Here is a 20,375-nt window from a genome sequence, read left to right as displayed (position 1 = left end):
ACAAGAGTTTCAATGCTGTAGAGGGAGGATGCGCCCTTTGGGGCTTTCAGGAATTACTCCGGGCCTCGCAGGATGGCTGCGTTGCCTACACGGAGGTAGATAAGGGCCGTGAGCAGGACGGGGAAGGCTTGTGCTGCTTCGACAGGCAACCAGCGGAGCGCCGCCCGGCCTTCCTGCATTGTATGCCTTGCCAGCCTACGCGGCCCGGCAGTATTCCTGAAAGCGAGAGGCGGCTCGGACTTGATCAGAGGTTCCATAACCTAAATCAGCTTTGCTCATCGATGAATATCAACTGGCCTGAGTGACTGTAATCAAGGCTGCATGACCGCAGTTGTTAACTGCGAGCGATCAAGTAGTTATGCAGCTAAACTAGTCTCCCTTTGCGTGATTGTTCGCTAAACGGGGTAGTTATAAAGCGATTGCACCGGCCTGCTGTTTAACTCGGGTGTATTTCTCACAGGTCTACCGCCATTCCAGCTCAGGTATCTGCGTTTCTGATTCAAGATCTAGCGCGTATTCTGGATTTCCCCACCATGGGAAAAAGAAAAACCGCCAATCAAGAGGAGTTAAGCGCTTTCCGCTAAGCTGCAGCATTTCGGCTTCGTGGGAATAGTCAAAGAAATACCCGCTTCTGCCTTCTGCGGTTGACTCGATCGTTATTTCGCACTCTTTTGATACGGCCTCAAAAGCTCCCGTAACAAGCCGCCAGAACGGTGCAATACAATCCGGTAATCCAGCTTATAACGAGCCAATTCCGAAGGCGTTTGCCCATAGCGCCATTCCTCCCGGCCAAAGGTGCGCTGATTGGAGGTATAGCTTTCAATATTGGCCTCACTGGTCATACTCTCAACCAGACCAATCAATTGATCATCAAAATAGTGATTGGCGTTTTTGATCACCCACACGACAATCGCATAGGCATTAGACACGGTAAAATCAACGTGGGTATGCTCTGTCAGTTTTTTAAGCAAATTTTCCCGGCTGGATGTAGTTAAGCGGCTGGTGATTTTATCCAGTCGATCAAACAGCTCTTTCCAAAAAATATCTTTCAGCCCCTCAATTTTGAGCTGTAATGCTTTCTTAACGGCGGTAAGGCTGACATTCAGTTCGCTCAGTATGACAGGGTCAAGCGTTTCCAACTTTTTATAGATGCCCAAAAGAACCTGTAACTCATGCTGATACAGACTTTCTAGCGCAGTAATCAAATCTGACCCCTTCACCAGCGCTTGCTTTAAGGATACGTCCACGCGCTCTTGACACTGGTTGAATAGGTCATATTTAGAGGATTCGTCGTTGGCAACATCCAGTTTAAAGTTGTCATTAAACCAGAGTTCAAACGGATCAACCTCGAGTGAACGAGTATTGCCATAGCGACCGACATAGCATAAATCGATACGTACTAAATGTACTTTTGCACGAGCTTTACGTTCGGCATTGTGAAAGTCAAAATGACCAATAATATACGCTTCAGCACTACGGGTATTTATGGCATCCTGTATGGCTTTGACCGTCTCCCAACGCTCGGGTATCACTAAATACACATGCCGTGCATTGGCCTGACTGATAATTTTAATCGCCCACTTTTCATATTCAGAGTAGGGCGGGTTAGAAAACACCACGTCTACCTTTTTATCAATCAATACCTGCTCGGCAAACTCGGTGCCGACAATAAAAATATCCTTACTCATAGCATCCAACAACGGCTTGGCTTTTTCTATGGCGTACTTGCTGTAAATGTTGAGCGACTCCAGCACGCGACCATCACCAGCACCACAATCCAAAACAGAACGAATATCTCGAAAGCCTTCGTTTTCAATATCACTATTAATCGCTTGAATAATTTCATCTGTGGTGGGGTAAAACTCAAAATCTTCGTCACAGGCTTTAATTTCGGCTACCAGTTTGGCTGTGGATTTTCGAGTGTTTGCAAAGGGTTTAGCAGAGTCGGAATCATTAAGGCCACTAACAATAATTTCGTCGCTTTGTGCATTTAAAGTAGAGCCAACATTGACAAGATTGTCAGCATCACCATTCATACGGTTTGCTTCTAAAATTTCAATACCGTCAAAATTATTCACTTCCGACTCAATAACGGTAGGCAAGTTAATGGTTTCGCGCGCTTGCGCTTCTTCACATTCGCCTATTGACTCCGCCTGCTGTTTATCTGCAAATTCTTTAATAGCTACATCACTAAAACTTGCATTTTGTGCCAGTGGTTCGTCATCATTGACAGCACCAGCACCAGCACCAGCACCAGCACCAGCACCAGCACCAGCACCAGCACCAGCACCAGCACCAGCACCAGCACCAGCACCAGCACCAGCACCAGCACCAGCACCAGCACCAGCACCAGCACCACAACTATCAATCGGCTGTACCTGCAAATCAGAATAAAGCGGCACCATAGGATAGCGGTCATAACTCACCGCAACCGCATGTTCTCCATCGGGTGTAGAAACCACTTTTTCTGAATTTGCTTTAAAAGGCTTGCCCCATACCCGCAAAGCCGTCTCACCTTTCTTGACGGAATAACCCGCATTTTTCCACTGGTGAAAGGTCTTTAGCTCACTGGCACCGGTTGAGCCTAAGTAATGCTCCCTTAGTAGATCATTGGGTGTTTTCGCTAATATCTCTGCCGCCTTCACCTCTGAACAGTACCGCTCTGCCTGCTCCTGCTGAACCTGCTTTAAATGTTTGGTCAAAGCCACCAGCTCTCGCCGCGCTGCCTGGGTTTTCTCTTGCTGTGCCTGACTCACAGCCCTCCGACCTGACTTATTTGCTTTTTTAGAAAAATTTTCCTTGAATTCTTGCCCCCACATCGTATTGGTAGATTTTGTGCCGTTATCGCGGTTGACTTGCGTGTTGATGGTCATATTGACGTTCTCCTGTCGTGATACGCATCGCATCGGTGAGTTTCGTTTGCCGTTGAACACGCCCTTTGCCCCTTATCCCAGCCATTGCAATGACCGCACAGCGGCCCTGCTTGCAGGGTTGCATTGCAATGGTTGGGAAAGGGGCTATTGTTCAACCCACGGCAAAGGAACCTCAACGAACATAAGCATCACGAAGGAAGGAGAAGAAAAATGGATCAGCAACACAACCGTGATCCGAGTGGACGTAAAACGACCAATCGAATCACGGACTTAGCGGCGCTTGCGCCAGCCTTATTAAAAAAGAAACGTGCGGAGCACGTCAGCGTCAGTGACATGCAGTCCTTGTCCCGCGCAGGGGAAATCCCCAACTCAAAACAAAGCCCGATAAAGCTCCAATAGATAAAACGGCCTTACAAGCACCAGACCCTGTGCGGGATGAGCGACCAGCGAAGGAGGAGTGGCACGCCCGGACGCCCAAACAAAAACCAACTCATATATCTGTGGTAAAATGCTAATGTTGATACGGAGTGCGGTGTGTCGAGAGTGAAACTTGGAAGAGATAAGAGATAACTAAAAAAGAATGCCCATAAATAGGAACTAATCCACGCTTCCTGAAAGCCCAAAGCCCAAAGCCCAAAGCCCAAAGCCCAAAGCCCAAAGCCCAAAGCCCAAAGCCCAAAGCCCAAAGCCCAAAGCCCAAAGCCCAAAGCCCAAAGCCCAAAGCCCAAAGCCCAAAGCCCAAAGCCCAAAGCCCAAAGCCCAAAGCCCAAAGCCCAAAGCCCAAAGCCCAAAGCCCAAAGCCCAAAGCCCAAAGCCCAGAAAAGATTAAAACGAGAATGAATTAGTCTGCTAACGCCGCATCTCAAATCGACACGGCTTAAACAAAATACTCAGACGAAAATAGAAAGAAAGTAAAACGTACTGTAAGGAAATACTTAGTACTATGCTCATCCTAACCCGTAATATCGGTGAATCAATCAAAATTGGCGATGAAATAACCATTACAATCCTGAATACTCAAAACAATCAAACCAAAATCGGCATTAACGCACCCAAACACGTCACCGTAGACCGCGAAGAAATCTACCACCGAAAGCAAAACAACCCTTTACCACCAACTTCAAATCAAAACCAAGCACCACCCGAAGTCCGCAATTCAAAGCAACCAAATACTCAGTATCACAGCTCTCACAATACCACTGATCGTCAAACGAACTGTCAACCAGGCAGTCAAACAAGCTCGTTCCCAGAACAATACAACGATGCCAATATCCTGTTCATCAAAAAATTCGCCGGATACGGCTTTATTTATGCCCCTGGCCAAAATACTAATATTTACTTCCACGCAACAGAGGTACTTAAAAATCAGTTCTATCAATTGGAAGAGGGCAGCGATGTCAATTTTCGTCTCATCAAAGGCCCAAGAGTGATTGACGGCAAAAAACGTTAACGTGACGACTTTTTCTTAACACTCTAACAAAGCAAAGTGGACAGAACTACGATGAAGAGAATGAATGAGCCGTCGTAATATACTCAATAAAATGAGTCGCACTGACGTTCTCTCTCGTCAGTGGCGCCAGCCCGTAAAAACAATCTTTCACATGAAATATTATTCCTTTGATATACGGATGCTCCCTGAGAACGCCTTCTTTTTGAAGTCTTCCGTCGCTACATTGCCCACCTTTCAGCCCTGAAATTTTATATATTTCATCACCGATTTTACCAAAGGCAACATACCAGAGTTCTCCACTAAGCTTTGCCCTATTGTCAATATCATAATATTGCTGTTGTATGGACTCTTCCTGTTGCGAATGCAACGGTAATTGATCTGCCAAATCTACCAATAAAATGGTGGTTCCTAGACCGTATTGCTCTCGCTTGATATTCTGTCCAATTTTACTGATTAATGCTTCTATTACTAATCGAACAGAATCAGCCTCATATTCCTTGGAGCCTGTTTTGTAAGGCTGTATGACATGGAAGCCGAATCCAACGTTACTTCCGTTGGCTATTTGGTTTTCTGCATCAATCTTGGCGTTCATGGCGCTGTGCATCACCGTTTTGTGTTTGAGGTTGCCTTCCACCATGTTTAGGCTTTTGAGTTCGATATAAATGTCGTTAGCTTTATGCCTGACTTTGAAGTCAGGTGTTGAGCTGGATGTTTCTGGAATCTTCTCAATATGCAATAATGACTGCAATTTTGCGTAAATAAATGCTTCGGAATAACTGTTTTTAATGCAAACTAATGATTCATAGTACTCCAAGTCCTGAAGAGCTTTGTCAACTAATGAATCCATGTCCAATAACGATTTTTTAAAAACTATGTTTTCATCCACCTCTAATTCCATTTTTTCAACAAAATCAAGCTTGATGTACAATAATGGGCAAGAAACACCGTAAGTGTTAACAGATTGCATTAGCTTTAAAAGCTTATCTCTAAAACAGTGCATAGATATTCCTCGTGCGTGTAAGGTGGTGGCAGATAGACCATTTAAGCGCAAATATATTTTTAGAAAGATATACGAGTACTCGCAAAGCCAAAAGCGGTAAATGGATATTGGTTCGATTTACATGCTTGGTCCTCTTGAGATGGTATGAGAAGGTGTGTTGCCTCTTGATTGCATTAATTGCATCGTATGGCTTAGCTGATAATAATTTGCGTAGTCTAGCAGCGTTAAGCACTGCGTGATTTCGCCGTCACCAGAGACGCCTGCTACACAGGCTAATGCACCCGCCGATCCCGATGTTTCGGTGTGATTTTTCTTAAGGCGGGTCAATTCTTCAATATATGCGTTAAATGTTTTAAGGTCGGTGCCTTTCTGGTAAATATCTTTGATGGAAAATGGCTTTTTGGAAAAATATGTCTTCCCTTTTAGTTGAAATACACTGTTTAACTCGCCATAAACAATGCAATGATGGTTGTCTTTTTCCTGGAGCCGATATTTTGCAGCGTCATAATCGTGGAACTTTACCTTCTCTTTGTCTATGTCACTTTTAGATTTTTTGAATTCAATAAGCAACCAGCGATCAATATTGCCAAGGATAAGATCTGAGGCTTTCTCTTCTTCTTTGCCGTCAAGTGGTGCAAAAAGCATATTTAAATTAACGTGTTGTTTGATAAAGTAGTATTCGACGGTTTTTTCCCACCATTTCATAATAACTCCTAACGTATTGGTTGTAGATTAAAAATATCTCTGTTAGAGAATTTCTATTGTGCTGTTAGATATCCATCCGATTTTGCCGGCGCAGCTACCATTTTCTACGCGGACATGTTTTGAAGATTCAATATTGTTTTTAGTGAACACCTCGCCAAGAGGTGTGACAGTTGTCCCTTGATCTAGCTGACATACGATATTTTTATTGGGATCGAAATTAAAAATCGACGGAGTGTTTGATAAAAAGGTTCCGCCACCAGAAGGATGTCTAACCCTGTATTGGCCTGTGCTGCTATTGGTAGAGGGCTGGTCATAGTTATTGATAATTATGCTGCCTTTGTTTTCGCCAACAACATTATTGGTCTTCCATTGATGTTCTGTTCTACTGAGTTGCTGGGAAGGGAGTAAATGCCTATGAACAAACCTATGATGCTTGCTATCGCTGAGGCAAAATAAAACGTTTTCTTCATTGTCTAGTCCTCGTGTTTGGCTGAAAAAGGGGCAAGGGATATATTGATCACGCGAGTACTGCGGCCAATACGCCTAAATCTTACCATTGTCTTGTAAAAGGATCTCTTCTGCTCTGTCCCAAAGGTGATTGAACGAGTGCGCAATATATTCGTCGTGAGCAGCTTTCGATCTTGCGCCGAGACATGTTTCATGCCAGTGACTTCGACCAACGTTGGCGCTTGTGACATACAATGTTTTCGGTTCGATCAGCAGAATTTTTGAGTGAACAGAGTTTTTTATAGCGATTCTAATTTTGGGATAGGTTTTTTAATTTCAATCGCTTTATCTCTGAATTTGCTGTGGCAAATAATGGATATGTCATAGGGTCTGCGATGAAACTGTTGCTTGACATAATCAATGTCTGGAAGCGAATAAGTGATTATCCGAACATAACCACTCTGGTGATGAAGTTGTGAGAGCTTCATTGCCCATGTATGAGTGCCGGAGTAATACAATTTTAATTCATTGCTTTTGAATAGTTGGCCGTGGTTATCGTCATTCCAAGCCATAAGCTATTTAGCCCTAGTCGCCAACGTGTTAACAAATATGGTATCAGAGAGCAAGAAGAAGATAAGCAGAAAAGTAACGAAATAGATACTTTGGCGCTAAAAGCATTTTAAGTCTGCAGTAATACTGCAACTAAGCTGCACATTAACCGCATAAATACTGCAATTTGTAGAGTGAAAAAGGAGTAGACCTGAATTAAATTCTGATGATATAAATTATTGTGCAAGTGACCATTGCGATAGTCACATAAGCATCAATACATCATGCCATCCCATGCTCAGTCGGATTTGCCAAAAGCTGCCCCCAAGCCCGATCATAAAACGGAGACAGCTTCGCCGTACAAAACGCACTAATCATGTCAGAATCCTGCATTCTCATAAACATAACTGTTGTCTGTATTATGTCACCGCGACATTGGTTGGCAACCACTCCCGCATCGGCATACATCGCATGCAGATCAGTAGCGTCGGACTTAATAGCAACCAAGTAATGCTGAGCACCTGTTTTTTATTGGTAAAGAACAATAAATAGGCGCGATCAATATCTGAAAATTGGCAAAAAAGCTGTGATAGTGAAAACATCAAATCGTCAGGGACTATTTCTGGAGCCAATAAACCCAAATCAACATCCTGTGTGTGCGCTTTCTCCGATGCCGGTATTGCCCCCAATAATAGGCCAATATCATCTGGGTAAAGCTCAGCACCAAAAGGCGATACTGGATTCAGTTGAAAAATAACATTCGGATAACCCATTGGTGCTAATTCGGAAAAAGGTACCTCAACACAATGATCTGAATAGTCTTCCAGTGATGATTGTATTTTACTCACAACATTAATGGACGCCTGTGCCACCAACGGAGAGCTAAAACATGGAATCACCATAAGCGTCTGATCTGAAGGGTAAGGCCAATGAATAAAGGGATAAAAACAATTCTCATTTTCTCCCCAGCCGGGGTGTGCTAACAACATCACCGATGAACGCATCAATTCTTCAAGAAAAACGGGGTAATAAGCCAGTTCCTCAGCCGCAAGATATAGTGCGCGCTCAAGGTCATTTTCAGGGATAGGGGGTTTATCCATCACACTACGCTCCGTATAAACATTAGCCAAAAATTCATTTGAAACCAACGAGGGATGATATCAGCAGCGCTAAAGTGGCTGCAATGTGATATTCGTCACAAAATCAAGATAGGGATATGTCTAACGTAGTCGTTGTTTCAGCCAGTACATTATTGTCGGCCTCAGTTTAAAACGGTAATATGAACGTATACACAACGGACTCAAAGCGACAAAAAACAGGACTTCCAGATAACTACGATGTTTGATCAGCTATTCGCCTCTAAAAAGAATCCTCGCTTCAAGCAAGACTCGCAATGGGACAAACTACGCTTTGACCTGTATAGCGGGCGTTTTCCTGGATGGTGGATGAGCCATTAACCACTGCGGAATTTTGTGATGAGGTTGCATATAACTGCAGCACACCCGCGAGAATAAACAGGCCCACAGCGATAGATACCATGACCTCAATGATGCCTAGGCCACCCTGTTTCCATATCGGTTGACGAACATTCACGCAGCTACTCCAAATTTAATATGTAGGAAAAACAGGCCGCGTCGGACTCAGCCCCTTTGCAATCAAGGGCATCGATGGGAAAAAACAGCGCAAAGTGTTGTCGATGGTTATTGGTGTCCTCGTTGCTCGCCGGTTGGCCGTAAAACACTGGCGGATATGCAGGCAATAGCCAAGGCTAAGGGTGGAGAATGTTTATCGACCGAATATATCGACTCCCAAACAAAATATCACTGGCGGTGTGCTGAAGGCCATGAGTGGGAAGCTACCTATCGATCGGCTAATCAGGGTTGGTGTCGAGTTTGTAAAAACCGATCACCGCGAGCGCCGAGAAATTGGAACAAATACACTTTGGATACCATGCACCACATCGCCGAAAAACTGGGTTGGCAGGTGGTTTCAAAACGCTATAACGGTACATTAAAGCCGCTTAAATGGCGTTGCGATAAAGGCCATGAGTTCAGCATGTTACCGCGGAATGTGCTCCAAAAAACCTCGTGCCCAATCTGCAATCCGCGCAAGCACACCCTGAACGAGATGCAGGTCGTGGCAAAAGAGCGGGGCGGTCAGTGTCTGTCGAAAGTTTATGAGAATGTAAACACTAAAATGCGCTGGCGCTGCCAGCACGGGCATGAATGGGACGCACTGCCATCCAGTATTCTGCAAGGGGCATGGTGCCGCGAATGCAGAAAGACAACGGTAGCGAAGGCACAAACGGCACGCCGGATAAACAATCAAAAAAAAGCGAAGACAAAACCGAAAACAAAAATAGTGGCAAAGAAAATTCAAACAGCCACTATGGCATAACGACAATAATAGCTATGCGGTGACAGGCTAAATAAAATTCGTAGGACATTGTTTATTGACAATTGACAGCTCGCCACAAAAACTATTTTCCATCAATGTTTTCCGCGTAACACGCAATTATTAGCAAGAAAAATAAAACGACGGCTGTTCCATCTTCGAAAAATAACATCCACCACGCATAATAAATCAATCGAAAGCAAAGGCTTGCGTTTCCTCAAATCTGAGGAAACGCAAGCCGCAAACCCACGACGACTGTAACCTACAGAACGAAATAAAAAACTCCACTAGGGTAATGGTTGAATTTTGGGTTGTCATGCCTGATTGAATAATGTACGCTAATCGAACCTTAAAAAACGTCAATATGGCGTTTATGAAACCGTCCGGCCAATCGTCCATCGACTCGGTTAACTGGCCAGCCATAGCCGTTCATTGTTAATGGCTATGTCTAAATCTCCATCGTCTAATCCGAATGAAGGTTAAAAACTTAATCATTTGAACTGCGTCCTATCGCTTGAAGACACTGGAACGGCTGAGGCTGTTTATCCGTGTTGATAGGTTCCTATTAAACTGTCTCAATCGCCCTCTATAGGCGTACCTGAGCAGAGCGTTTTACTACTGAACTGTCTCAACCGCCGTCTATAGGCCTACCTGAGCAGAGCATTTTACTACGTCTATCGCGTCAGCGATCATCCATACCAGAGTCCAACTGGGATTCATAAATCAAAGTGGGTTAACCAAAATCAGACAAACCAAGCATTAAACCACAACATAGTCTTAACGGAGAAAACGTAAATGTCTATAGAAAGTAGCACCTAAGCAAAAAGCCTCTTGTCAAGAAAGAACCTTTCACTCGACAAGGAATATAAACAAAAAATGAACGTAAATTTAAATAAATAGTATACAAATCATTAAGATATAACCATTAACATGATGCCTATATTTATTGATAAGGAGACCGAAAAATACAAAAAATGCAAGTAAAAGCATAGAAAAATTGCAGAATGTTATATAACGGAAGTTTTGAATTTCAACTTCAGAAAAACGTTCCTTGTTCTATGCAATGATTAATGTTGACAAACGTATGGAATTGAGTAGCACACACATTGCGCGATTCCGTAGTCAATTTGGAGAATGTCCAGGTCAAGGATGAGAGAAAGGGACTGGCGTCCCAAGATCTTGCTGCTTTCGGGCAGTCACTTACTGAATCAGTCATTAAGTGAGATCACTACACGCTAACCAATTTGTAGTAACGCCGAACGGCAAAGCAGACCCACACAAGGGCGCTTTTGCCTGACAATCACCTGGAAAGTCAACAGACGATCACTCACCGTTTCAAGCTGGGTATGAGATAAAGCCATTCACAACAACACAGGAGGACAATGATGTTATCGTCGGTATTCACCTGAATGTATTCAGCGAGAAGCCCAAAGTCGCTATTGCTTTCAATATTCAGCAAGATCGTCATAGGCTTATGGCCGCAATACGCCAGTTGTATTTCAACAACTCTGAAACGTTCTTGCTTTACGGTAGAGATATGACTGCGCACAATGCCGCTTTACATATCAATAACGTGAGTGTTTTATGCCGGTAGTTTATGCACTGCGCGTAACCGCGCTGGCATCGGGCTTGTTAAGCCTGGTGTTTACAATACGATTTATCTTATTTTTAGGTGGAAGCGACGATGCGAGTATAGATGTCACTGTATGGATACTCCTAATCGTCTCTGGTGTGGTTGTCGAAGCGGGGAAATGTCTCTGCTGGTATACCAAACGGCATAGCCTGCCGCACGTTATATTCGGCATCGTACTGACGAGTTTTTCCTGTGCGGCAAGCGTAGCTTTCTGTACTCTTCAGGAAACAGACCTTATTGAAACGCAAAGAAAGGCAACCGCCGAATATATCGCATATCGTACAAAAGAAACGCAACTGGTCAACCAGATCGCCAGCAAAGAAGCGCGGCGGAAGAAACACCTGTCCAGTGCGTATCATGACCAATGGGACAACGCAGCTAAACTGGAACAGAAAATTGATCAATTGACGGTTGAGCTTGTTCAACTTCGGCGTACTGAAAAGACGGTTGGCAAGGCCGAAGCCGAAAAAAGCGTAAAATTGATGGTCATGTTTGGGTTGGTGGCGAAAGCTGTCGGCTGGCCGATACATTACGTGAAATACACCGCGTACTTCTTGTTTTCTTTTGTGATAGAAGTGATGCCCGTGTTTATGCTGACCGGCATGTTAATCGAGAAAAAAGACACGAACGAAAAGCTAAAAAACACTACCGATCAACAGAGTGATCAAAAGGGTGATCAATCGGCACTGATCAAGCGTGCGATTATTCTAGAGCAAGTCCCGCCAGCGACGCGAAACCTGATTCAACGCTATGGCATTTATTTTAATGAAGCCAAAGGCATACTGGAACAATTGAAAAATGAAGGGTTTCTGCGAAAGTATGGCAATATCTACAAGCTGAATAAGTCTATCACCCAAAGCACTGCCTCTCAAAAGCCATAAACCGTTCACCTTCAGCAAGTTGGCCTTGATTTAAAGAGCCTATAATAACGCTTGATTCAACGATTATCGTTTCAGAAAGTCTGAAAGGTTTACGCTTTTATTGTTGGTTTCTATTGCTCATGCTGGCGCCTGTTTTAATTAATAGGTGGAAATACCAATATGAAAGACCTTGTTTTTGAAATCAGAAACCTGTGCAAAAAAAGCCACGAGGGTAGCTTCGAAACCCAACGCAAACGTATGGCTGTTTTAACCCTGGCGACCAAACAATTAACGGGTGAGTTGGGGTATCAACACATGAATGTCCGATCCCTAAAACCCAAACACGTTGATGCCCTGGTAAAGCTCTGGCAGTCACAAAATCTTTCGACAACAACGATAAAAGTGAGAATGTCACAATTGCGCTGGTGGGCGGAAAAAATCCATAAGAAAAACGTAATTGCACGAAAAAACGATCACTATGGTGTTAAACACCGAGTTTACGTGAATCAAGGTTCGAAAGCCTTGGTGCTTACCGACGAGCAAATCAACACTATTGACGATGAATATGTTCGAGCCAGTGTGATGATGGCGAGAGCCTTCGGGCTGCGCAAGGAAGAGGCGATCAAAGTTATTCCATCTATTGCCAATGAAAGCGACCGGCTATACCTGCGTCCAAGCTGGTGTAAAGGCGGGCGTGAAAGACTGATACCCATACGCAACGAACAGCAACGAGAAGCATTAGAAAATGCCTTGATTGTTGCGGGAAATGGATCGTTGATACCGCCTAACCTGCGCTATATTCAACAGCGAAGGCACTACGAAAAAGTTACACTCAATCTCGGTATGAAACGCCTTCACGGCCTTCGGCACCACTATGCGCAAACACGTTACCGCGAGCTTACCGGCTGGGATTGCCCTCATCTGGGAGGCCCGAAAAAACAGGAGCTAAATGATGCCGAGCGAGAGATTGATCTGCGAGCGCGCGAAACTCTGACAAGCGAGTTGGGCCACAACAGAATTGCTGTGCTCGTTAATTATTTAGGTTAGCATGTTTTTATTCCGTAATTGTTTTAGTGAGTTTAAGGGTTGACTAATGGCTGTCTGCCAATCAACAGAAGGGCGAATATTGAAGAAGTGAAAATGATTGATACATAAATGCTGCCCCTGGCGGGGCTTTTTGTTTTTATGCGAGGCGCTGCCTCGCGCTCCGAGGTATTTTTACAACGGTAATGAAACTGGGGTGTTGCCGGAGTTTTGAATTTACGGCAAAAGTCGAAAATCTGAGAGCATACACAGAGGAAAGAAAAAACATGAAAAGCGCATGGATGCGCTTTTGCTCGCCAAAGGCGAGACCACTCAGAAAAGCATCCGTTTTACAGGCTTTTCTGAGTGACGACAAATGACACAGGACGTGCTATTTGTCTCGCCGAAAAAATGGGCATCACTTGATGGTCACCGTTCTGAGCCGCTAGTGAGCAGGCGTGTTGAGGTTGATCCAGGCGAACTCAAGCCTGTTTACTGGATAGACTGCTCAGTTCTGTGTGCTCTGTGGGGAATAGTCAACCGCGTAAGCCTTTTGTGCGAGCGATTCCAAATAGGCATCAAGTTCTTTTTCAAGCCTAGACATTCGAGGAAACTTAGTAATTAGACGGTATAGCAAGAATATCCCTGCGGCAATGGCACCGAATTCTGCTGATAATAAGTATGCGACACCCCACCATAAGCCACCAGCGAGTACTAGTGACTTTCCAGAAAATACATCAATACAAAAAAAACGGTTCAACTCGTTGGCTTTATTGATAAACCAGTGCTTTTTAGCATTGTGATTAACCAGTACTGAGTAGTAGGGTTTGCGTTTTTCGTTAGTGAATGCCGATATTAGAGTGATGATCTGACCTGCTCGCAAGGGGATGTCGTGCCCTTTAAGCTGTACATTCTCTTCTGTACCATCCTGTTTTCGAATCCAGAATTCGTGATTCGTGACACTTTTTGAATGAATTTGTGGCGCATCAACATGACCTCCGTGCTTATCGATATAACCACCACCTCCACTGGAGGAAACGTGCGTTTCTGAATATTTATTTTGACCTAAAACCTCACCGGTAATGCTTTTGAAGACTACCTCTATTTTTCTGTGTTTGAAATTTTCCATGAGTATCCTATAAAAACTATTGATTTGAGTGCGTCAAATTCTGGTTGATTAATCAGTGTTTAGTGCTGCTGAAGCACGAATAGGGGGCCGTCACGTTCTAAAAAGTATTCAATAGCGTTGGGTCTTCTGAGAACAAATATCTCACCGTTGATGCTGAGCGTATGACCCTCATCACAGAGGGCTTGGCTATTGATTAGATAGCTAAAGATATCGCCGATGATAAACATGTAATCTTCAGCATCGGTTATCTCGGGTAAAAAAGTGGCAAAGTCTGGTACGCCGAGGATTGTTCCTGTCATTGTCCTAACCCAGCAACCAGGCAATCCTTCCTTAAAATATTTGACATAGCCGGTGTAGAGTAAGACCAATAGCAGGTCATCTTCGGTTGTATGCAGCTCGGGGTTCATTGTTGGTGACACTAAGGTTGCCGGTATACAGGCGCAAGCGGGTAAGTTGAGCACCACAGATGCATTGGTGTCCGCGAGTACACCAGCCACAATCGTGAGCGTATAGTATTGAAAAAGCAGTATGTCGCAGCGGCCGGCATAGACCAGGAGAACATGACTTTGATGGTGCCTGATGGCGTGTTTATCCTCCTGGTTACAATGTGCAACTTCCAGCGTGAAGGCCACTTGGTCAGGAGGAATAGAATTATTCACGCCAATAATTTGAACGACATGATCGTCCCAAACCGCTAAGCCTTGAATATCCATGTCGTTTTCTTCGCCGGGTTGCAACTCAAGCACACTAATGGGAGAGCACAGCGGGTGGCGCTGTAAAGCATGCGTGAGCGTTTGGCTACCAAACTGTAAGGGCGATGGATAGAGCAGTTGTAAGCAGTTAGGGGCTTCCTCTTCGGCATCCTCGATCTCCACAGTGTCGGAATAATCGAGCTGATCTGTCCGGTCAATAAATTGCTCAAGCATTCCCATTGTTTGGTGCTTCCCTGTTGTTTATCTGTTGTTATATTACAACCAATATTGATGGCTACCAAGGTTATCGGGTGATCTTTTCTCATTCGAGCGTTTGGGGGCACTCATTATAAAGTAATCATGCAATCGGGAGGCTTTAGTCGTGGCGCGTAGATTTTGCAATGGTTGTTGTGAGGGCTATATCTGCAAAATTATATATCGCTATACCTCGTGAATCTTTACCACCTGCGTATTCCACCGAAACTGATCGCACGCGGGCAACAGGTGATCACGTTGTATCGCAACGGGTGATCAGCTTGGGTCGGAATATGCATACGAACTTCAATGGCCATTTTTGGGTAGAAACTGCCTTATTTTACGTATATTTGCGAGTATGAAATTATGGGCACCGTTTGAGTCATGGACATTTCCTGATCGGTGAAGCAGATCAAAAACTTGCCCTGTGCGTATTCCGGACCAACCTGATCACCCCTTGCCTCTGGCTATATATTGCACAACTTCTGTGAGACGACATGTTCAGCGAAGGCGTCGCCGATATTCTTTTGTTGATTTAGGTGTCCGCGCGTTACTACTCCAAAATATGCTGGCTAAGCAAGGGATGAGACTATCAACGACATCGTGTGGGTTTAGCTACTTATTTTCGACGTCAAAAAAAAGCAGCTTACGACAAACGTTAAAATTATTGGATAACCTACTGCTTTTGAAATAACATCGTGCATTATGGTGAGTAGTTATTAATTGAGAAAATAAAATCAGTTTCAACGCTTATGAAATAAAAAAGAATTTCGATCATCTGAATATTGATGAAATTATCAGCCGAGCTACCAATATATTCGACAGGTCGGACTTGTACTCTAAATTTAAGCAGGCGGGCTTTCAATATGGTGAAAGCTTTCAAACAATAACGAACATGTATATCGGAGATAGATTTTGCCTTGGCCAAACTGCGGTGAGTGAGATTGTAAAAGAGGATTTTGATGAATATTTAATGCACCCAAGTTTATTGGCTGGTGCACTACAAACGGTAGCAGGTCTAATAGGTCACGATTGGGGAGGAGCTACCAGCGTGCATTTTGCAACTGAAGAAATCTGGCTATTGCGTTCTTTGACGCCAAATTGTATCGCCTTTGTTGAAAATGCAGACAGTTAGCAAAAGGGGGCGAGTAATAGAAAAAATTCAATGTGGTCCTTACGAACGAGAAAAATTTACCTCTAGTAAATGTTAATAATTTATATTCGTGAACTTGCGACTGAGAGTGATAATTTAAAAATGGAAACTGCGTTATAGAAGTCGAGAATAGTAACTCGCTAACATGTTTGCTCAATGTGTGTAATGTGTTTCCAGTTAATGTTTACTTTATGAGTGTGGCAAAAGGTCAGATGAAAAATCATTTCTGTCGCTTTAACTTCAGCGAAGGAAGGCCTATATTCACTTAATGCTTTATAAGCGTTTCACCATAAAACAAGAGTGAAACATGCCATGAGTTATGATAATGCAGTCATCTCGCAATTGCTAAAACTGATTCCTAGATATGAATTTGAAAGCCTGGCCAGCGAGTATCACCGCGGACGATCTTTCCGCAAAGCATCCCGTCTGTTTCAGTTTGTGACAATGGCTATTGCCCAGCTTTCAGGCCGCAATTTCTTGCGGGATATTGTCGAGAACATAACAGCTCAAGTGCATCGCCTCTACCATCTTGGCTCGTCAAAATCGTCGCGAACCATATTATCTCGAATTTACGAAGGCAAGCCTTACGGCCTTTACGAGGCGCTGTGTGGCCATCTGTTTGCTGGCTGCCAGAATGTGGCGCCTAGACACAATTTTCGGTTTACAAATCCGCTGTATTCCCTTGACGCTAACAGGATAAATTTATGCTTGGACGATTGCCCTTGCGCTAATTTTTGTTCAACCAAAGGCGCGAGAAAATTGCTCGTAGGCTTAAATTATTCAGGGTACTTACCTAAATTCATGCGTATCACGGAAGGGGAAACGTACGACGCTAAAGCAGCTAAGCGTTTGACGCTAAGTCCTGGCAGCATCCTCGTTTTTGATAAGGCTTACAATGATTGTGAGTGGTATAACCAATTGGAAAACAAAGGGATTTTCTTTGTAACACGCCTAAAGAGCAATGCGGTTTATTGCATTATTGAGCGTCAGGAAACGGTCAAGTCTAAAGGGATAACCTCTGATCAGATAATCGAATTCACTGGTGCGGTCAGAGCAAAAAGGTTCCCACTCCCCCTGCGGCGCATTGGGTATCGAGACCAAGAGATCGTTAAGCATTGTGTATTTTTAACCAACAACATGAAGCTATCGAGTAAGACGATTGCCGATATCTATAAGTCTCGATGGCAGGTGAAGCTGTTTTTTAAATGGATAAAGCAAAACCTGAAAATTAAGTCGTTTGTGGGTGCCACCAAGAACGCAATTCTTACTCATATTTGGATTACCATATGCGTCTATTTATTGTTGACGCTCACAAAATTTCAATCCAATCTGTCTCTATCCCTTCAGCAAGTCATCAAGATTTTGGAGATAAACCTGTTTGAAAGAGGCGACCTAATGACTTTGCTTAGAGGTGATCCGCCAGTTTATAAACCTCATGATTCGCTTCAGGCTAAATTGTTTTGAAAGTTAACGGGACAGCAGTGATGAAAAATAACAATTATATTATTGCCGATTCGGTGTCGAAGGTAGCTGTTATAGTTGATCCTGCTTGGGAACAGGTGCTGTTGGAAAATCATTTTCGGCAACTGGGCCTGAACTTAGTTGGCATTCTTATTACACATTCTCATTTTTATCACATCAACCTCGCTGGTTCAATGGCGTCTAAACATGATTGTCCAATCTGGATGTCGAGTAATGAGATTGCAGTGTCTTGCTTTCAGTCAGAACATCTTGTGTCAATTGATGAAACGAAATGGAGCGTAGGCAATATCATCATCGAATCCATATTAATTCCAGGGTATACAGAAGGTTGCGTCTCCTTTCTGATAGATAGTTGGTTATTCTGTTGGGACGTACTATTCAATGAGGGTGTTGGTATTTGTCCAAGTAATGATGATGCATTCGCAATGTACGAGAGCTTACAGAAACTCAACCATCGGTTAAAACATGATACTCAGGTTTTCCTAAGACATACTCATGTCAAGTCGCCTGAGCAGGCATTTGCTTACATACAGCGCGTTAACATTTATTTGCAATTCAATAGTGCGAAAGACTTCGTCGCATTCCGAATGAGAAATACACAAAATCTATCCAAAATACTTAATTTCAAATAACTACCAAAACTCATTAACCTTCAATATAAATAACGGGGATTACCTGCATGAAGACCGTTGGAATCGAAGCTATGAATGCTTTTTCTGGAACGAGTTACATCGATGTGAAAAAGCTATCTCAACACCGAAATTTGGATACCAGTCGATTTGAGAATCTGATGATGTCAGAAAAATCGGTTCCTTTACCTTATGAAGATCCGATTACATTTGCGATCAACGCAGCAAAACCAATTGTGGATGCCTTAAGTGAAGCTGAGAAAGACCGAATTGAAATGGTTATCACTTGTACCGAATCAGCTTTCGATTTTGGTAAATCGATGAGTACTTATTGTCATGACTTATTGGGCTTAAACCGCAACTGTCGTCTCTTCGAATTGAAGAACGCGTGTTACTCCGGGGTAGCTGGTTTGCAGATGGGTATCAATTTTATTTTAGGTCAAGCGTCTCCAGGTGCCAAAGCACTGGTGATTGCGACTGATGTTGCAAGGTTTATGGTTGAAGAGGGCGGAGATGCATTATCTGCGGATTGGTCTTTTGCTGAGCCCAGCAGTGGCGCAGGTGCTGTCGCAATGCTGGTGAGTGAACAGCCCCATGTGTTGCAAATAGACGTAGGCGCCAACGGTTATTACGGTTACGAAGTAATGGACACTTGTCGTCCCACCACGGATGGCGATGCAGGCGACGTGGATCTTTCGTTACTTTCCTATCTCGACTGTTGTGAAAATGCGTTTCTGGAATATCAAAGACGTGTGCCGGGTTGCACGTACACCGAAACCTTCTCCTATCTTGCATTCCACACACCATTTGGTGGCATGGTAAAAGGTGCGCATCGTAATTTAATGCGAAAGCTGGTGAAAGCGAAACCACCCGAGATCGAAGAAGACTTCCAACGCAGAGTATTGCCGGCAATCAATTATTGCCAGCGTGTAGGCAATATCATGGGGGCCACCGCTGCGCTCTCTATTGCGAGCACGGTGGCTAATGGCGATTTCGACACACCAAAACGTATTGGTATTTTCTCATACGGCTCTGGTTGTTGTTCGGAGTTCTTCAGTGGTGTTGTCACGCAAGAAGGGCAAAAACGATTGTTGGATATGGGGATTCAACAACATCTGGACAGCCGTTATGAGCTCTCTATGGACGAGTATGACAGTATTCTTTCGCACGCAAAATCCCCTAAATTTGGTACGCGTAATCTCGAACTGGACCCTGGCTTTATACCCAACGCACGCTCCACACTGGGCAAACCAACACTATTTTTAAAGCAGATTAAAGAGTTTCATCGGGAGTACGAATGGGTTTAGTAGAGAATATTGCATCGTACAACACCATTAACGTACGGATCGAAGAGGAAATCTGCTTTCTTCAAATACATCGCCCAGAAAGTCAGAATGCGATTAATGCAGAGCTCATTGAGGATATGAACTCTGTACTAAATACTTACAGCGATCAAATCAAAGTTGTCGTACTTGAGGGATCGCCAGAGGTGTTTTGTTTTGGGGCGGACTTTAACGAATTGCAGCAGAGCTTCGACACCGGAAATGTTGCCGAAAATCAGGACCCCGGTCCTTTGTACGATTTATGGCATACCCTTGCCACTGGCCCTTTCATTACAGTGGCTCATGTACAAGGTAAAGCTAATGCCGGCGGTATAGGTTTTGTCTCTGCGTGCGATATTGTATTGGCTCAGGAGAACACCGTTTTCAGCCTATCCGAATTGTTGTTTGGCTTAATGCCTGCCTGTGTATTACCGTTCTTGATTCGAAGAATAGGGCATGCGAAAGCCAACTATATGACATTGATAACTCAGCCCATTAATGCGCAGCAGGCGTTGGAGTGGGGGTTGGTAGACGCAATCGAGCCAAACAGTGAGAATCTTCTGAGAAAACAATTGTTACGTTTAAGACGACTAAATAAATCGGGAATACAACGTTATAAAAACTATATGTCGGAGTTAAGTGACGGTCTTCGAAACGATAAAGAAAAGGCGCTTGCGGCAAACAAAAGTGTATTTTCTGACGCAGATAACCTCGAGAAAATTGCACGCTATGTGAAAACCGGCCAGTTTCCCTGGGAATAATAGCTTTAGTGAAAGAAG

The 20,375-nt window shown here is 43.8% G+C and carries 17 protein-coding genes and 1 pseudogene; 11 read left to right on the top strand and 7 right to left on the bottom strand.

Translation table 11 applies throughout. The features are described from left to right. Positions 1-656: 656 nt before the first annotated feature. Complete coding sequence (locus H5715_RS08720; RefSeq protein ID WP_185906616.1) at positions 657-2,873, bottom strand: DUF4942 domain-containing protein; 2,217 nt, start codon at positions 2,871-2,873, stop codon at positions 657-659. 210 nt (positions 2,874-3,083) lie between these two features. Between H5715_RS08720 and H5715_RS08715 the strand changes: the two genes are divergently transcribed. The 3 genes and pseudogenes from H5715_RS08715 to H5715_RS08710 all read left to right on the top strand — a co-directional run bounded on the left by H5715_RS08715 (position 3,084) and on the right by H5715_RS08710 (position 4,323). After that, entirely contained in the window at positions 3,084-3,272 is a 189-nt protein-coding gene (locus H5715_RS08715) for a hypothetical protein (protein ID WP_075188417.1), read from the top strand. A gap of 544 nt (positions 3,273-3,816) precedes the next feature. Next, positions 3,817-3,972 (top strand): annotated as a pseudogene (gene csrA, locus H5715_RS20220) (carbon storage regulator CsrA); the annotation flags it as partial. Beyond that, positions 3,955-4,323 (top strand): cold-shock protein, encoded by a 369-nt coding sequence (locus H5715_RS08710; RefSeq protein WP_246434770.1) that lies wholly within the window; start codon positions 3,955-3,957, stop codon positions 4,321-4,323. The pseudogene csrA and the gene H5715_RS08710, both read left to right, overlap by 18 nt. A gap of 46 nt (positions 4,324-4,369) precedes the next feature. On the opposite strand, the gene H5715_RS08705 is transcribed toward H5715_RS08710, so the two are convergent. The 4 genes from H5715_RS08705 to H5715_RS08690 form a co-directional block, all read right to left on the bottom strand. Continuing rightward, positions 4,370-5,323: a hypothetical protein gene (locus H5715_RS08705; RefSeq protein ID WP_075185076.1), complete on the bottom strand. Its 954-nt coding sequence runs from the start codon at positions 5,321-5,323 to the stop codon at positions 4,370-4,372. Between the two features lie 117 nt (positions 5,324-5,440). Next, positions 5,441-6,028: a hypothetical protein gene (locus tag H5715_RS08700; protein WP_075185077.1), complete on the bottom strand. Its 588-nt coding sequence runs from the start codon at positions 6,026-6,028 to the stop codon at positions 5,441-5,443. A 1,415-nt stretch (positions 6,029-7,443) separates the two neighbouring features. Further along, positions 7,444-8,124: a hypothetical protein gene (locus H5715_RS08695; protein WP_075185079.1), complete on the bottom strand. Its 681-nt coding sequence runs from the start codon at positions 8,122-8,124 to the stop codon at positions 7,444-7,446. Positions 8,125-8,401: 277 nt separating this feature from the next. Next, positions 8,402-8,617 carry a PilW family protein gene (locus H5715_RS08690; protein WP_075185080.1) on the bottom strand — a complete coding sequence of 72 codons (216 nt, stop codon included), beginning with the start codon at positions 8,615-8,617 and terminating at the stop codon, positions 8,402-8,404. A gap of 348 nt (positions 8,618-8,965) precedes the next feature. Here H5715_RS08690 and H5715_RS08685 point away from each other — a divergent pair, with 348 nt between their 5' ends. The 3 genes from H5715_RS08685 to H5715_RS08675 all read left to right on the top strand — a co-directional run bounded on the left by H5715_RS08685 (position 8,966) and on the right by H5715_RS08675 (position 12,958). Then, positions 8,966-9,421, top strand: a complete 456-nt coding sequence (locus H5715_RS08685; RefSeq protein ID WP_185906615.1) for a hypothetical protein — start codon at positions 8,966-8,968, stop codon at positions 9,419-9,421. A 1,581-nt stretch (positions 9,422-11,002) separates the two neighbouring features. Further along, on the top strand, positions 11,003-11,932 hold the full coding sequence (locus H5715_RS08680) for a hypothetical protein (RefSeq protein WP_075185082.1): 930 nt from the start codon (positions 11,003-11,005) through the stop codon (positions 11,930-11,932). A gap of 159 nt (positions 11,933-12,091) precedes the next feature. Further along, entirely contained in the window at positions 12,092-12,958 is an 867-nt protein-coding gene (locus tag H5715_RS08675; RefSeq protein WP_075185083.1) for a phage integrase N-terminal domain-containing protein, read from the top strand. Between the two features lie 484 nt (positions 12,959-13,442). Here H5715_RS08675 and H5715_RS08670 read toward each other — a convergent pair whose 3' ends face one another. Further along, the gene (locus H5715_RS08670; RefSeq protein ID WP_075185084.1) at positions 13,443-14,063 is read right to left on the bottom strand and encodes a hypothetical protein; all 621 of its coding nucleotides are present in this window, start codon (positions 14,061-14,063) and stop codon (positions 13,443-13,445) included. A 59-nt stretch (positions 14,064-14,122) separates the two neighbouring features. Next, entirely contained in the window at positions 14,123-14,995 is an 873-nt protein-coding gene (locus tag H5715_RS08665; protein ID WP_075185085.1) for a hypothetical protein, read from the bottom strand. A gap of 751 nt (positions 14,996-15,746) precedes the next feature. Here H5715_RS08665 and H5715_RS08660 point away from each other — a divergent pair. From H5715_RS08660 to H5715_RS08640, 5 genes are all read left to right on the top strand, one after another. Next, positions 15,747-16,145, top strand: coding sequence for a polyketide synthase dehydratase domain-containing protein (locus H5715_RS08660; protein ID WP_083607968.1), 399 nt, complete (start codon positions 15,747-15,749; stop codon positions 16,143-16,145). A gap of 318 nt (positions 16,146-16,463) precedes the next feature. Further along, a complete protein-coding gene (locus H5715_RS08655) occupies positions 16,464-17,627 on the top strand; it encodes an IS4 family transposase (RefSeq protein ID WP_221892360.1) in 1,164 nt (387 codons plus the stop codon). Positions 17,628-17,647: 20 nt separating this feature from the next. Beyond that, positions 17,648-18,277: an MBL fold metallo-hydrolase gene (locus tag H5715_RS08650; RefSeq protein ID WP_139309748.1), complete on the top strand. Its 630-nt coding sequence runs from the start codon at positions 17,648-17,650 to the stop codon at positions 18,275-18,277. Positions 18,278-18,324: 47 nt separating this feature from the next. Then, positions 18,325-19,581, top strand: coding sequence for a hydroxymethylglutaryl-CoA synthase family protein (locus H5715_RS08645; RefSeq protein WP_075185089.1), 1,257 nt, complete (start codon positions 18,325-18,327; stop codon positions 19,579-19,581). Further along, positions 19,572-20,357, top strand: coding sequence for an enoyl-CoA hydratase/isomerase (locus H5715_RS08640; RefSeq protein ID WP_075185090.1), 786 nt, complete (start codon positions 19,572-19,574; stop codon positions 20,355-20,357). Before H5715_RS08645 ends, H5715_RS08640 begins: the two co-directional genes overlap by 10 nt. Positions 20,358-20,375: the final 18 nt, after the last annotated feature.

Source organism: Teredinibacter haidensis, assembly GCF_014211975.1.
GTDB classification, from domain to species: Bacteria; Pseudomonadota; Gammaproteobacteria; order Pseudomonadales; family Cellvibrionaceae; genus Teredinibacter; species Teredinibacter haidensis.
The sequence above is the reverse complement of the archived record's forward strand: the minus strand, read 5'-3'. Positions and strand labels throughout refer to the sequence as shown.